The sequence below is a fragment of the Microcella alkalica genome, from assembly GCF_014137945.1.
Taxonomy (GTDB): Bacteria; Actinomycetota; Actinomycetes; order Actinomycetales; family Microbacteriaceae; genus Microcella; species Microcella alkalica.
Map to the genome: position 1 here is coordinate 20,887 of NZ_JACGWX010000006.1, position 14,059 is coordinate 34,945.

Annotated in this window: 14 protein-coding genes; 8 read left to right on the top strand and 6 right to left on the bottom strand. The window is 72.5% G+C overall.

The annotated features are described in order from the left end of the window. On the bottom strand, window positions 1–1,797 hold the full coding sequence (locus tag FHX53_RS10820; RefSeq protein WP_182491367.1) for an aldehyde dehydrogenase family protein: 1,797 nt from the start codon (window positions 1,795–1,797) through the stop codon (window positions 1–3). A 215-nt stretch (window positions 1,798–2,012) separates the two neighbouring features. Between FHX53_RS10820 and FHX53_RS10825 the strand changes: the two genes are divergently transcribed. From FHX53_RS10825 to FHX53_RS10835, 3 genes are read left to right on the top strand one after another with little or no spacing between them, the layout of a single operon-like run. Next, a complete protein-coding gene (locus tag FHX53_RS10825) occupies window positions 2,013–3,077 on the top strand; it encodes a type III polyketide synthase (protein WP_182491368.1) in 1,065 nt (354 codons plus the stop codon). Next, window positions 3,074–3,628 carry an isoprenylcysteine carboxyl methyltransferase family protein gene (locus tag FHX53_RS10830; protein WP_182491369.1) on the top strand — a complete coding sequence of 185 codons (555 nt, stop codon included), beginning with the start codon at window positions 3,074–3,076 and terminating at the stop codon, window positions 3,626–3,628. The genes FHX53_RS10825 and FHX53_RS10830 overlap by 4 nt, the downstream gene beginning before the upstream one ends. Further along, complete coding sequence (locus FHX53_RS10835; RefSeq protein ID WP_182491370.1) at window positions 3,625–4,653, top strand: FAD-dependent oxidoreductase; 1,029 nt, start codon at window positions 3,625–3,627, stop codon at window positions 4,651–4,653. The genes FHX53_RS10830 and FHX53_RS10835 overlap by 4 nt, the downstream gene beginning before the upstream one ends. Before the next feature lie 177 nt (window positions 4,654–4,830). On the opposite strand, the gene FHX53_RS10840 is transcribed toward FHX53_RS10835, so the two are convergent. From FHX53_RS10840 to FHX53_RS14080, 4 genes are all read right to left on the bottom strand, one after another. Further along, window positions 4,831–5,532: an HAD hydrolase-like protein gene (locus FHX53_RS10840; protein WP_182491371.1), complete on the bottom strand. Its 702-nt coding sequence runs from the start codon at window positions 5,530–5,532 to the stop codon at window positions 4,831–4,833. A 25-nt stretch (window positions 5,533–5,557) separates the two neighbouring features. Next, complete coding sequence (gene nucS, locus FHX53_RS10845) at window positions 5,558–6,253, bottom strand: endonuclease NucS (protein WP_182491372.1); 696 nt, start codon at window positions 6,251–6,253, stop codon at window positions 5,558–5,560. Between the two features lie 76 nt (window positions 6,254–6,329). Next, window positions 6,330–7,172 (bottom strand): SDR family NAD(P)-dependent oxidoreductase, encoded by an 843-nt coding sequence (locus FHX53_RS10850; RefSeq protein ID WP_182491373.1) that lies wholly within the window; start codon window positions 7,170–7,172, stop codon window positions 6,330–6,332. Between the two features lie 235 nt (window positions 7,173–7,407). Beyond that, a complete protein-coding gene (locus FHX53_RS14080) occupies window positions 7,408–8,709 on the bottom strand; it encodes an MFS transporter (RefSeq protein WP_182491374.1) in 1,302 nt (433 codons plus the stop codon). Window positions 8,710–8,785: 76 nt separating this feature from the next. Between FHX53_RS14080 and FHX53_RS10860 the strand changes: the two genes are divergently transcribed. The 4 genes from FHX53_RS10860 (at window position 8,786) to FHX53_RS10875 (ending at window position 12,344) form a co-directional block, all read left to right on the top strand. After that, window positions 8,786–9,859 carry a LacI family DNA-binding transcriptional regulator gene (locus FHX53_RS10860; RefSeq protein WP_182491375.1) on the top strand — a complete coding sequence of 358 codons (1,074 nt, stop codon included), beginning with the start codon at window positions 8,786–8,788 and terminating at the stop codon, window positions 9,857–9,859. Window positions 9,860–9,972: 113 nt separating this feature from the next. Beyond that, window positions 9,973–10,137 (top strand): CsbD family protein, encoded by a 165-nt coding sequence (locus FHX53_RS10865; RefSeq protein WP_182491376.1) that lies wholly within the window; start codon window positions 9,973–9,975, stop codon window positions 10,135–10,137. Between the two features lie 214 nt (window positions 10,138–10,351). After that, window positions 10,352–11,653: a TrkH family potassium uptake protein gene (locus FHX53_RS10870; RefSeq protein WP_343050976.1), complete on the top strand. Its 1,302-nt coding sequence runs from the start codon at window positions 10,352–10,354 to the stop codon at window positions 11,651–11,653. Next, window positions 11,646–12,344, top strand: a complete 699-nt coding sequence (locus FHX53_RS10875; RefSeq protein ID WP_220476392.1) for a potassium channel family protein — start codon at window positions 11,646–11,648, stop codon at window positions 12,342–12,344. The genes FHX53_RS10870 and FHX53_RS10875 overlap by 8 nt, the downstream gene beginning before the upstream one ends. Here FHX53_RS10875 and FHX53_RS10880 read toward each other — a convergent pair. Beyond that, complete coding sequence (locus FHX53_RS10880; protein WP_343050977.1) at window positions 12,341–13,651, bottom strand: MATE family efflux transporter; 1,311 nt, start codon at window positions 13,649–13,651, stop codon at window positions 12,341–12,343. The genes FHX53_RS10875 and FHX53_RS10880 overlap by 4 nt on opposite strands. A 55-nt stretch (window positions 13,652–13,706) precedes the next feature. On the opposite strand from FHX53_RS10880, the gene FHX53_RS10885 reads away from it, so the two are divergent. Next, entirely contained in the window at window positions 13,707–14,057 is a 351-nt protein-coding gene (locus FHX53_RS10885; protein WP_182491378.1) for an ArsR/SmtB family transcription factor, read from the top strand. Window positions 14,058–14,059 lie beyond the last annotated feature (2 nt).

The window sequence follows — 14,059 nt, forward strand, 5'->3', positions numbered from 1 at the left end:
TCAGCCCCTCACGTAGCTGGCGATCGTGGCGACCGCCGCGGGAAGCGCGCTCGCCGAGCCGTCGCCGGCGAAGCGCGTGAGGCGCTCGGCGGTGACGTGCGAGGTGCGGTTGTCGACCGACCAGAGCGGTGTGGGGGTCGGATGCCACGGCCCGTGGCCGACCGTGCGCTCGACGTGCGCGGGGTCGAGCAGCAGGGCGTTGTGCACCACGCCGATGCCGCTGCCGACCTCGTGAACCTCGTGCCCCGGGAACGCGCCCCACGTGGCTCCCGGCATGCCGAAGAGCGGGCCGACCCAGCAGTTGACGCCGACCGTGCCGTACTCGAGGGTCGCGATGGCCGCGTCGAGGGCTCCGCGGAGGGCGCGGCGCGTGCGCGGGTGGATCACGATGCCCGCACCGAGCGTGCCCGCGAGGCGGGCATTGCAGAACGCGACCGCGGCGTCGAGGAAGGCGGCCGGGTCGAGGGCGCCGTCGCGCGCGGGCGACGACGGCACGCGCACGACCCCGAGCACGGGCCCGAAAACCTCGGTCGTGAAGAGGGGCTCGGACTCGTCGACCGGGTCGAGGTGGTCGACGAGGGCGCGGGCGGCGAGGGGGTCGCCGCCGAGGGAGACCGCGTCGGGGTGCCCGGCGACCGCGGCGTCGCGCCGCTCGGCCGCACCGGGGTAGTAGGCGGTACGCGGGGGAGCGGCGGCGAGGTGCCCGCGGAGCTTCGCGACGAGCGCGTCGGCGTGCTCCCACTCCGCCGGGATCACGACGAGCTGCGTCGCGATGCAGTTGAAGCCGGAGTTGTGCAGGCGCTCTGTCGCGATGCCGCGCGCGACGGTGTCGAGGTCGTTGTCGGTCCAGCGGTCGCGGTCGCGCGCGCCGTCGGCCCCGCCCGGCACGACGATGACGGGCCCGACCCCGCCGAGCTCGCTCGAGATCGGCTTGTCGAGCACGGGTCGCTGCTCTCGTCGACGCTCCTCGCGGTCGGGGTCCGCGCCGAACACGATCGTGTCGTGGCTCGAGCGGCTGCCGGTGATGTGGATTCGGTCGACGTCAGGGTGGTGGATGAGCGCCTGCCCGACCTCGTTGTCGCCCTCGACGATGCGCACGAGGTCGCGCTCGATCGCGGGCGCGAACGCCGCACGCAGGGCGCCGCCGACGCGCGCGTTGACGGGGTTGAGCTTCACGACCGCGGCGCTCGCCTCCTGATAAAGCGCGGTCAGCACGTCGAGGGCCGGGATGCCCGTGATGTTCCCGGCGCCGAGCACCGCCGTGACGAGGGGCGCGCGATCGCGATCGCGGAGAGCGCCCGCGATGCCCGCACGGGCATCCTCGATGCTCACGCCGTGGCGGAGCCAGACGTCGGCCGAGTACCCGGTGAGCACGACGTCCTTCGGCAGGTAGGGGAATGCACGGACGGCGATGCGACCCTGCGGCGCGCGGCCTACGCGGCGGTCGGTGAGCGGAGTGCCGCCCCGCTCGAGCGTGCGGAGCGTCTTCTCGAGCGCACTCGTCGCGGTGATGACGGCGTAGGGGCCGCTCGACCACTCCTCGCCCGCGGCGGGGGATTCCGGGTCGATGCGTTTGACGGCGCACGCGGCGGCGACCCATTCGGCTGCGGCGGCGAGGGTCGCGCGGCGCAGCTCGGGAAGAAGGGCGCGCTTCTCGGCGAGGTCGCCCGCGACCCAGGCGGCGGCGCCGCGGCGGAGGGCGGCGAGGTCGGAGTCGAGGGCGGTGGGGAGGGGGCGGGGCGGTGCGAGGTGCGCAAGAGTCCGAGCGACGGCGGCGGGCGCATCGGAGTTAGTCATGGCGACCCCTTCCTCCGCGGCATCGTCGCGCACGGATAGCTCGAGACTACGACGACTTGGGCTCGCCTCCTCACGATGGAAGAGGAGTGACGTAATCGGATCTCCATACTCCGCTGCCTCATGAACGCGCACGACGCGGAGGTGGTTCCCGCCCCTCGCCGGGAGTACACATCAAGGCTGGGCGCGCCCGGAGGCCCGCGTGGAATGATGCGCGCATGCCCCGGATCCTCGCCGTCGCGCCCGTGCTCCCCGACAACGTGCACGAGCAGCACGAGATCACGGCCGAGCTCGCGGGCCGGCTTTCCGGCGACCGGGCGGCCCGCTCCGTGCTCGAGCGCGTGCATGCCGCGAGCGGCATCAAGACGAGGCATCTCGCGCTGCCGCTCGAGCGGTACCGCGACCTCGACTCGTTCAGCGAGACCAACGCCCTCTTCGCCGAGCTTGCGCTACCCCTCATCGAGCGCGCCGTGAGGACCGCGCTCGCCGAGGCCGACCTGAAGGTCGAAGACGTCGACCATCTCTTCTTCACGACCGTCACCGGTGTGCAGGCTCCCTCGCTCGATGCGATGCTCGCGAGCTCGCTCGGCTTCCGCTCCGACCTGCGGCGCGTGCCGAGCTTCGGTCTGGGATGCGTGGCCGGCGCGGCCGGGATCGCGCGCGTCGCCGACTACCTGGCCGGGCATCCGACCGGCGTCGCCCTGCTCGTGAGCGTCGAGCTGTGCTCGCTGACGCTCCAGTGGTCGGACCAGTCGATGGCGAACATCGTCGGCACCGGCATCTTCGGCGACGGAGCGGCGGCGGTCGTAATGACGGGCGACGCGCACCCCGCGGCGGTCGCGGCGGGGTCGTCGAGGCCGCGCGTCATCGCCAGCCGCAGCGCGCTGTACCCCGACAGCTCCGAGATGATCGGCTGGCAGATCGGCTCGACCGGGTTCACACTCATGCTCGCCGCGGGCGTCCCGGCCCTCATCGACGGGCACTTCGCCGCCGGGGTCGACGCGCTGCTCGCGGAGGCCGGGATCGAGCGCTCCGACGTCGACCGGTGGATCGCCCACCCGGGCGGGCCGCGCATCCTCGAATCGTTCACGGCGGCGCTGAACCTGCCGCCCGCCGCGCTCGACACCTCGTGGGAGGTCATGGCGCGCACGGGCAATCTGTCGTCCGCCGCCGTGCTGCACGTGCTCGCCGCGGTCGGCGATCAGCCCGCGGGCACGCGCGCCGTGCTCTTCGCCCTCGGCCCCGGCGTCACCGCCGAGCTCGTCCTCCTGGAGTGGTCATGAGCGTCATCCTGTACTCGCTGCTCGTACTCGCGACAGGCGTCGAGCGCCTCGTCGAGCTCGTCATCTCGAAGCGGCACGCGACCGCCGCCTTCGCGCGCGGGGGAGTCGAGCACGGTCGCCGGCACTTCCCGTGGATGGTGCTCCTGCACACGGGACTGCTCGTCGCGTGCGTCGCGGAGGTCGTGCTGCTCGACCGTCCCTTCATCGCGACGCTCGGGTGGCCGATGCTCGTCATCGCGCTGCTCTGCCAGGTCGGCCGCTACTGGGTCATCGCCTCGCTCGGCGAGCAGTGGAACACGCGCGTCATCGTCGTCCCTGGCGCGACGCGCGTGACTCGCGGCCCGTACTGCTTCGCCTGGCTGCGGCACCCGAACTACTGGATCGTCGCGATCGAGGGCATCGCGCTCCCGCTCGTGCACAGCGCGTGGCTGACCGCGCTCGTGTTCACCGTTCTCAACGCTGTGCTGCTGCTCGGCTTCCGCATCCCCGTCGAGAACCGCGCGCTCGGCGCGCTGCGCACGGACGGCGCCCGCCCGGCGGATGCGCGATGACGACCGCCGACGTCGATGTCGTGATCGCCGGCGGCGGCCCGGTCGGGCTGGTCCTCGCGCTCGAGCTCGAGCGCCGCGGTCTGCACCCTGTGGTGCTCGAGCCGCGCACGGGCGAGATCGACAAGGCGTGCGGCGAGGGCATCATGCCGGGTGGGCTCGCCGCGCTGCACCGGCTCGACATCGACCCGCCGGGTCATGCGATCAGAGGCATACGCTACGAGGATGCCCGCGGCGCGGTCACGCACCGCTACCGCTCTCGAGAGGGACGCGGCGTGCGCCGCACCGCGCTGAGCGCCAGCCTGCGCGCTGCGCTGTCGGCGCGCGGGATCGACCTGAGGCCCGAGAGGGTCGAGCGCTTCGTGCACGACGAGCTCGGCGTCTCGGTCAACGGTCTGCGGGCGAGGTGGCTCGTGGGCGCCGACGGCCTGCACTCGCGCGTGCGAAGCGAGGCCGGGCTCGGAGATGCCGATCGCGGCATGAAGCGCTTCGGCCTGCGTCGTCACTACGCGATCGCGCCGTGGAGCGACGTCGTCGAGGTGACGTTCGGCCCCGGCTGGGAGCTGTACGTCACGCCCGTCGACGCGTCGACGGTTGGCGTCGCTGTGCTGGGGCCGAAGGGCGTCGACCTCGAGGCGGCGATCGCCGCGCACCCCGGGCTGCGCGAGCGGCTCGCCGGGGTCGACGTCGCCTCCGAGCTGCGCGGAGCGGGCGCCCTCCGCCAGCGAACCCTCACCCGCTCGACAGGACGCATCGCGCTCGTCGGCGACGCCTCCGGCTACGTCGATGCGATCACCGGCGAGGGCATGCGCGTCGGCTTCGCGCAGGCCGAGGTGCTCGCCGACTGCCTCGCGCGCGACGACCTGCCCGCCTACGAGCGGGCGTGGTCGCGGTCGACGCGCGACTTCCGGCTGCTCACCGAGGGGCTCGTGCGCCTCGCGAGCTCACCCGCCCGCCCGGCGATCATGCCGGCCGCGCGCGCGATGCCGTGGCTCTTCGGCGCGATCGTCGAGCGCCTCGCGCGGTAGCAGGTTCCGCCCCCTCGCCGCCCCTCAACCTCGCAGCCGCGCCCCGCCGCTCGACCGAATGAAGGGAGCCGTCGGTCACCGCACGGCGTGTCGCCGCGACACGCCGTCCCTCCGCCGCGCGCTCCCTTCACTTGGTCGAGGGGAGGCTGCGGAGCGGCCCGGTGCGGGCAGCGCCGCTCAGGCCGCCGGCTGGTCCGCGGCGGGCAGCCCGAGCAGCGATCGCAGCTCGTCCGGCGTCGACGCGACGAGCGCTGCGTGCGCGCGCTCGGCATCCGTGCCATAGCCCCACTCGACCGCGATCGTCGGTACCCCGTGAACGGCCGCGCCCTCGATGTCGTGGATGCGGTCGCCGACCATGACGACGTTCGACAGGTCGACGCTGAGGCTGTTGAGCCGACGCAGGGCCTCCTCGACGACATCTGCCTTCTCGCTGCGAGTCTCATCGGCCGAGGCTCCGGTGATGACGGTGAAGCAGTGCGCGACCGTGAAGTGCTCGAGCATGAGCGTCGCCGGCAGCTCGGGCTTCGAGGTCGCCAGACTGAGCGGGATGCCCGCCTCGGCGATGTCCTGCACGAGCAGACCCATGCCGGGGTAGAGGGTCGAGTCGTAGGCGCCGCGGTCGAGGTATCGCTCGCGGTAGATCTCGAGCGCCCGCTGCGCCGTGGGCAGGTCGAGGCCGGCGAGGTCGCGGAACGAGTCCATGATCGGAGGGCCCACCCAGCGCAGGAGCTCATCGTATGCCGGCACGGGCATCCCGAGCTGCTCGTAGGTGTAGGCGAGCGTGTCGGTGATGCCGGGGGCCGAGTCGGTAATCGTGCCATCGAAGTCGAGGAGGATCGCCGAGAACGGCGGGCGGGGCGTGGCAGGTGCGGAAGTCATCGACTCGAGCCTACGCGGAGAGCGCTCAGAACAGCCGCGGAACCCGGTCGTCGAGCCCCCGCATCGCGTCATAGTCGAGCAGCAGGCAGCGGATGCCCCGATCTTCCGCCAGGGTGCGCGCCTGCGGGGCGATCTCCTGCGCGGCGAAGACGCCGGCGACGGGGGCGAGCAGCGGGTCGCGGTTCATGAGCTCGAGGTAGCGCGTGAGCTGCTCGACACCGTCGATGCCTCCGCGGCGCTTGATCTCTACTGCGACCGACCCGCCGTCGGCATCGCGCGCGAGAAGGTCGACGGGCCCGATGGCCGTCATGTACTCGCGGCGCACGAGCGCGTGCCCGCGGCCGAGGAGCTCTATCTGCTCGGCGAGCAGCTTCTGCAGGTGCGCCTCGACGCCGTCCTTCTGCAGGCCAGGGTCGAGCCCGAGGTCGTGCGCGGTCTCGTGAAGCACCTCGTGCACGCTCACCACGAGCATGTCGGCCGTCTTCGCGTGCGTGACGCGCCACAGCTCGATGACGCCGGCTTCGCGCTGATCGTCGTCGGGCTGCTCGACGGCGAGGGTGCAAGGCGGGCTCATCCAGTTGAGCGGCTTGTACGAGCCGCCGTCGGAGTGCACGAGCAGACTGCCGTCGTTCTTGTGGATGAGCAGGCGTGTCGCGAGCGGCAGGTGCGCACTGAGCCGCCCGGCATAGTCGACGGAGCAGCGGGCGATCACGAGGCGCACGAGGGTCGAGTCTAGGCGCGGCGGGGGCGGTTCTCGTGGAGGACGACGGATGCCCGGCTCGCGCTCCCGAATCCGCTCACTTCCACAGCCCGGGGCGCCGCTCCTCGGCGACTGAGTTGCCGCCGTCGACGACGACGAGCTGACCGGTGATGTAGCTCGCGCCGGGCGAGGCGAGCCAGGCGATCGCGCTCGCGACCTCGTCGGGCCGGCCGCTGCGCCCGAGCGGGACGAGTCCGCCCTCGACGGCCTCCTGCTCGAGCTGCGAGCCCGTCGCGATCCACCCGGGAGCGACCGCGTTCACCGTGATCCCGTGCCGCGCCTCGTCGAGCGCGAGCCCGCGCGTGAAGCCCAGCACCCCGGCCTTCGCGGTCGCGTATGCCAGGTCGTCGCGCGACGCCTGAACCGCTCCCGTCGTGCTCGCGACCGTGACGATGCGGCCCCACCCGCGATCGCGCATCCGCCCGATGACGGCCCGCGTCACGAGGAACCCGCTCGTCAGGTTCACGTCGACGGCGCTGCGCCACTCGTCGACGCTCATGCCGATGTCGCCGCGCGGCACCTCCTCGCCGACTGCGACCATGCCCGCGTTGTTGACGAGGATGTCCGGCTCGGCCCCCAGCGCCCGGATCGCCTCGATCGCGGCGTGCGCCGCACTCTCGGTCTCGAGCCGCGCGACGACGCCGGCGGCGTCGTGCCCCTCGTCCCGCAGCTCCTGCGCGCGCTGCTCGATGCGGTCGGTCGTTGCGGTCATGACGACGCGGGCGCCGCGGAGCGCGAGCTCGCGGGCGGTGGCGAAGCCGATGCCCGCGGCCGAGCCGCACCCGGTGACGAGCGCGGTGCGGCCGGCGAGGTGGAGCGAGGCGGGGAGCGGCGCGCCGGCGAGGGGCGTGCCGGCGGGCGGGGAGGTCGGTGAGGTCATGCCCTCATCCTGCCGCCGCTCCGATGCCAAATGCAGGCACCAGCGAACGTGAACGGCGCGTCTACCGCGGAATCACGCTGAGGGTGACGTGCAATGCCTGCATTCGGCAACGGCGGGCTCCGCTCGGGCAGGGGCGGGTGCGCAACTCCGGAATCGACGGCGCGAGCGAGCGCCGGCACCCAGACATCTGGGGGTGAAGGCGCACGGGTTCCTGACTTGCGCGCCGCGGAGGAGATCAGCCCGCCGGCTTCGCGTCACTCGACGCGGCGGCAGGCGCGCTCGACTCGGCGGCGGCCCCGCCCACTCCGGGCGCGCCCGCGGCGGCCCCGCCCGCCGAGCCCCCGCGCTCGCGCGCCGCGCCCGACGCGACCGCGGCCACGAGGATGAGCACGAGCACGACCCACAGCGCGTTGAGTAGCCCGATCTGCTCGCCGAGGAATCCGATGACGGGCGGCCCGACGAGGAAGGCGAAGTATCCGACCGTCGCGACGGCGGCGACGGCGGCCGCTGCGCGGCGGGGGTCGTCGGCGGCGGCCGACATCCCGACGGGGAAGCCGAGCGACGAGCCGAGCCCCCAGGCGAAGATGCCGAGCCCGGCGATGACGGGCTGATCGACAGTGATGACGACGGCCAGCCCCACGGCGGCGAGCACGGCAGACCCGCGCAGCACCGGCACGCGACCGAACCGGTCGAGCACCCACACGCCGGCGATGCGGCCCGTCGTCATGGCGACGGCGAAGATGCCGAACGCGAGGGCTCCGGTCGTCTCGTCGACGCCGCGCCCGTCGACGACGGCGAGCGCGAGCCAGTCGTTCGCTGACCCTTCGGCGAAGGCCATGCCGAGCACGATGAGCCCGATGAAGAGGATGCGCGGCTCGCGCCAGATGGAGAGGCGCTCCCGCCACGTGGTGCGCCCCGGCCCCGGCCCATCGTCATCGAGGCCGGGCAGCACCTCGTCCCGCGGCAGCAGTCGCACCACGAAAAGGACGGCGACGATGAGCAGGACCCCGACGACTCCCGCGTGCCAGTCGACGCCGACGCCGAGGTCGGCGACCGCGGCGGCGACGGCCGCGCCGATCACGGTGCCGATGCTCCAGGATGCGTGGAACCACGGCATGATCGCGCGACCCTGAGCCCGCTCGACGCCCGCGCCCTCCACGTTCATGGCAACGTCGGTGATGCCCGCCCCTGCCCCGAACACGACGAGTGAGCCGAGCGCGAACGCGTAGCTCCCGAGCGTCTGCGCTCCGACGCCGAGCCCGATGAGCGAGAGCGAGGTGGCGAGAACACCCATGAGGATGACTCGGCGCGTGCCGAGCCGTGCGATGATGTGGCTCGATCCGAGCAGCCCGACGATCGACCCGGCGGCCATGCCGAAGATGAGGATGCCGAACTCGTCCGTCCGCACATCGAGCGCGTCGCGGATCGCCGGGGTGCGCGCGACCCACGTGGCCATCGTTATGCCGCTCAGCGCGAAGACCGCGAAGACGGCGAAGCGCCACGGCGCGAGGCGAGGGACGATGGTCGGCGAGCTCACGAGCGGCCTTTCACAGCGAAGGGACCAGAGGCGGTCGAATCGATTCGACACCCGAGTTCGACTACGCTAACAGGCAATGGCGACCCCGGCAAACCTCCCAGGCGACGGCACGAGGGCGACCCTCGCGCAGGTCGCCGCGCGCGCCGGCGTCAGCGCCTCCACCGCGAGCCTCGCCTTCAGCGGCGCCGGCCCGGTCGCCGACGAGACGCGCGAGCGCGTCCTCGCCGCCGCGCGCGAGCTGGACTACGGCGGCCCCGACCCCCGCGCCCGAAGTCTCCGCACCGGCCGCAGCGGCATCATCGCCGTCGTCATGGAGGATCGGATCCGCGTGGCCTTCCGCGACCCCATGGTCGTCACGCTGCTCGACGGCATCGCCGACGAGATCGGCAACGCCGGCTACAGCCTCCTGCTGCTGACCGACAGCCTCGAGCGCGCCGAGGGTGGCCTTCGCGACGCCCCGATGGATGCCGCTCTCCTGCTCGGTTGCAGCACCGATCTCGACCCCGCCGTGCGTGTGCTGAGCCAGCGCCAGGTGCCACTCATCGGCGTCGAGGCCGAGCCGCGCCAGGGCCTGCCCATGGTCGACATCGACAATCGCGCGGGCATGCGCCGCCTTGCCGAGCATTTCGCGGAGCTCGGCCACGAGCGTGTCGCCGTCATCACCCTCCCCATGGATCGCGACCACACGCGCGGCCCGCTCACGCAGGTCTGGCAGGACTCCTCCGTCGCCTACACGGGTCTGGAGCGGCTATCCGGAGTGCGCGACGTGTTCCCGGATGCTCCCGCCGTGGTCGCCGCGGGCAGCCTCATCGAGGAGGGGCTCATCGCCGCCCGAGCGCTCCTCGACGCCGAGCCCGGTCTCACGGCCATCGTCGGCCAGAGCGACCTCCTCGCGCTCGGCGCGATCCAGGCCGCTGAGGAGCGCGGCCTGCGCGTGCCGCAGGACATCAGCATCGCGGGCTTCGACGGCGCGCGCATCGACGGGCTCAGCCGCCACCGCCTGACCACGGTCGTGCAGCCGAGCGTCGAGAAGGGCCGCGCGGCCGCGCGCCTCGCACTCGCGGCTCTCGCCGGTGAGCCCGTCGAGAACATCGCGTTCACGACAGAGCTGCGCATCGGCGACACGACCGCCTCTCCGCGACGCGGCTGAGCAACGGCGGCCTGAACCCTGTGCGCCCACTGGACGCACGCGAAGTCAACCCCGTTCCCGCGGCCGGTCCGACCTGGCACCGTCAGAGGTCCATAACGGCGAAGGGAGCCTCCATGAGCGAGAAAGCGAAGCACAAGGGCGAAGAGCTCGGCGGCAAGGTCAAGGAGGGCGTCGGAAAGGTCACCGACAATGAGCGCCTCGAAGCCGAGGGCCGTGCCGACCAGACCAAGGCCAACCTCAAGCAGGCCGGCGACGACGTGAAGGACGCCTTCCGCTGACCAAGCCCCCACGGCAGGCGCGTCCTCCAGGTGGCCGCGACTGCCCCGGCGGGCGCTCGATCTCAGGATCGGGCGCCCGCCATCGTCGTCCTCCGCGATCGCGCCTGGCCCCTCATTTGACAACGCCGCGCGCAGGAGTACGGTTGCGCGAGTGCGATCCGTCAGGTCGACCTCGGGTCGCCCGAGCAGAGTGATCCGAGCTACTCCTCCCCAAGTGGTGGTCCTCGGATTCCTCGGCGCAATCGTCGTGGCCTCCGTGCTCCTGGCTCTGCCATTCGCGCAGGCTCCCGGCGCTCCCGTCAGCCCGCTCGATGCGGCGTTCACCGCCGTCTCCGCGGTCGCCGTGACCGGTCACGTCGTCGTCGACACCGCCACGTCATGGTCGGGCGCGGGCCTCGTCATCATTCTGATGTTCATCCAGCTCGGTGGCCTGGGCGTGATGCTCGTCGCCTCGCTCATCGGGCTGACAATCGTGCGGCGATATTCGCTGCGCTCGCGCACCCTCGCCGGGGCCGAGAACCGGGGCGTGACGACGGGCGACGTGGCGAGGCTCGCCAAGGGCATCCTCGTCAGCTCCCTCGCGATCGAAGGAGCCGTCGCAGTCGTCCTGTCGCTCCGCTTCCGCCTCGCCTACGACGACTCGTGGGCCGAGGCCGTCGGCCACGGCGTCTTCCTCGCGATCTCGAGCTTCAACAACGCCGGGTTCGCGCCCTTCAGCGACAACATGATCGGCTTCGCGGGCGACCCCTGGATCCTTCTGCCCATGTGCGCCGCGACGATCCTCGGCGGGCTCGGCTTCCCCGTGCTGCTGCAGCTGCGCCGCGAGTTCCGTCGCCCGCTGCACTGGTCGATGAACACCAACATCGTCCTCGCGATGACGGGGCTCCTGCTCGTGCTCGGCGCCGTGTACATCGCCGTCCTCGAGTGGACGAACCCGCAGACCCTCGGCTCGATGTCGATCGGCGAGCGCATCCTGACGGCCTTCTTCCACTCCGTGCAGGTCCGCACCGCGGGCTTCAACAGCGTCGACATCGGGCAGCTGACGAGCGAGACCTGGCTCGGGATGGACGTCCTGATGTTCATCGGCGGCGGCCCCGCCGGCACCGCGGGCGGCATCAAGGTGACGACGTTCGCCGTGCTCCTGTTCATCATCATCACCGAGCTGCGCGGCGAGGGCGCCGTCAACATCTTCGGCAAGCGGCTCTCGCGCGCCGTCCACCGCGAGGTCATCACGATCTCGCTGCTGTCGCTCGGCGCCGTCATGGCTGCGACCATCGCGCTCATGATGCTCACGGATCTCGCGCTCGACGTGGTGCTCTTCGAGGTCGTGTCCGCCTTCGGCACGGTCGGCCTCAGCACGGGGATCACCCCCGACCTGCCCGACGCGGGCAAGGTCATCCTCATGATCCTGATGTTCCTGGGTCGTCTCGGCCCACTCACCCTCGGCACCGCGCTCGTGCTGCGTCAGCGGCGCGTGCTCTACGAGCTCCCCAAGGAAAGGCCCGTCGTTGGTTAGATCGCGCACGTTCAGCACCGCCCGCGCCAGTCGCATCGCCGAGGCCGACTCGGTCGCGGTCATCGGCCTGGGCCGCTTCGGCCAGGCCCTCGCCCTCGAGCTCATGGCGACCGGCACCGAGGTGCTCGGCATCGACGCCCGCGAGGACATCGTCCAGGGGCTCAACGGCGAACTCACGCAGGTCGTGCGGGCCGACTCGACGAAGGAGGAGGCGCTGAGGCAGCTCGCCGTCGACGGCTTCGACCGCGTCGTCGTCGCCATCGGGACGGACATCCAGTCGAGCATCCTCACCGCGTCGCTCCTGCTGCGCATGGGCGTCCCCCAGATCTGGGCCAAGGCGGTGAGCGACGCCCACGGGCAGATCCTGACCCAGCTCGGCGTCCCGCACGTCATCTACCCGGAGCACGACATGGGCCGCCGCGTCGCCCACCTCGTTCGCGGGGCCGCGCTCGACTACATCGAGGTCGACTCCGAGTACGCGATCGTGAAGATGCAGCCCAACTCGGTGCTCCTCGGCCGGCGGCTCGGCGACACGAACCTCCGCCAGGCGCACGGAGTGACCGTCATGGCGGTGCAGCGCGGCGGTCAGTCCTGGTGCAACGCCGACGCCGACACCGTCGTGGAGGAGGGCGACACCGTCCTCGTCGCCGGGCCGACGCGCAAGGCGGAGGGCTTCGGCCAGCTGCGCTAGCGGACGCCCATCACGGTCCACTTGTCCCCGCGGGCCCGCGCGCCGAGGGTCACCGCGCGCGCCCCGAGGTACCCGAAGGTGAACGCCGCGAGGAGCGCCGGAAGCCCCGCCCCGGCGACGAGAACGAGCAGCCCGAGGAAGACGAGCAGGTTGAGGATGCCTGTGGCGGCGAGGTAGCGCCCGTCGCCCGCCCCGATCAGGACGCCGTCGAGCACGAACACGAGCCCGGCGAGCGGCAGCCCGATCGCGAGGATCAGCAGGACGACGGGGAGGGCATCCCGCACCCGCTCGTCAGAGGTGACGAGCACCGGCAGCAGCGTCGCCGAGGCGGCCACGAGGACGGCGAGAGCCGACCCGACGAGCACGCCCCATCCGACGAGGCGGCGCGTGATGCGGTGCACGCGGTCGCCGTCGGAGCCCCCGAGCCCGTGCCCGACGAGCGCCTGCCCGGCGATCGCGAGGGCATCGAGCGCGAGCGCGAGCAGGCTGTAGACGGCGAACCAGACGTGCGTCGCGGCGAGCTCGACGGTGCCGAGCCCGGCCGCCACGACGACGGTCGCGACGAGCGCGACGCGCAGTGAGACGGTGCGCACCAGAAGCCAGGAGCCGGCGGCCATGGCCGCGCGCAGGCCCGCCAGTCCGGGGCGCAGCTCGGCCCCCTCGGCGCGGGCGCCGCGCACGACGACGACGACGAGCACCGCGGCCATCGCCCACTGCGCGATGACCGTGCCGATCGCCGAGCCGGCGACGCCGAGACCGGCGCCGTAGATGAGGATCGCGTTGAGCACGATGTTCGCGCCGAAGCCATAGGCCGCGACGACGAGCGGCGTGCGCGCGTCGTGCAACCCGCGCAGCACGCCCGTCGCCGCGAGCACGAGCAGCATGCCGGGCACGCCCCACCACGCGATCGTCAGGTACTCGAGCGCCGCCGCCTCGACCGGTGCGGCCGTGCCGAACGCCCCGACGATCGCGGGCGAGGTCGGCAGCAGGACCACCAGCAGCACGACGCCGATGCCGAGCGCGAGCCAGAGGCCGTCGACGCCCGCGGCGAGGGCGCCCGCCCGGTCGCCGGCTCCGAGGCGGCGCGCGACGGCCGGAGTCGTGGCGTAGGCGAGGAACACGAGGAGTCCGATCGCGGTCTGGAGCACCGTCGAGGCGACGCCGAGCCCGGCGAGGGCATCCGCCCCCAGATGCCCGACCATGGCCGTGTCCGTGAGCACGAACAGCGGCTCGGCGACGAGGGCGCCGAGCGAGGGCACGGCGAGGCGCAGGATGTCGCGGTCGATCGCTCGCAGCCGGAGGGGCACGCCTCCACGGTAGGCCCGAGCGCAGCGGCCAATCGCCGTGCCTTAGTATGTGCGTATGCATGCAGATACGCATAAGGACGAGCTCGACCCGACCTCCCCGCTCGTCGACGTCGTCGCCGAGCTCTTCGGCCTTCTCGCCGACCCGACGCGCGTCCGGATCATTCTCGCCCTCGATGCCGACGAGCTCTCGGTCACCCACCTCGCCGACATCGTCGACCGCCCGCCCGCGGCGGTGTCTCAGCACCTCGCGAAGCTCCGGCTCGCCCGGCTCGTGACCGTCAGGCAGGAGGGCAATCGCGCCTTCTACCGCCTGCGCGACGAGCACGCGAGGCGACTCGTGCTCGAGGCCCTCCGCCAGGCCGAGCACGCCGTCTCCGACAGTCCGCGCCACCACGGGGAGCGCTGACC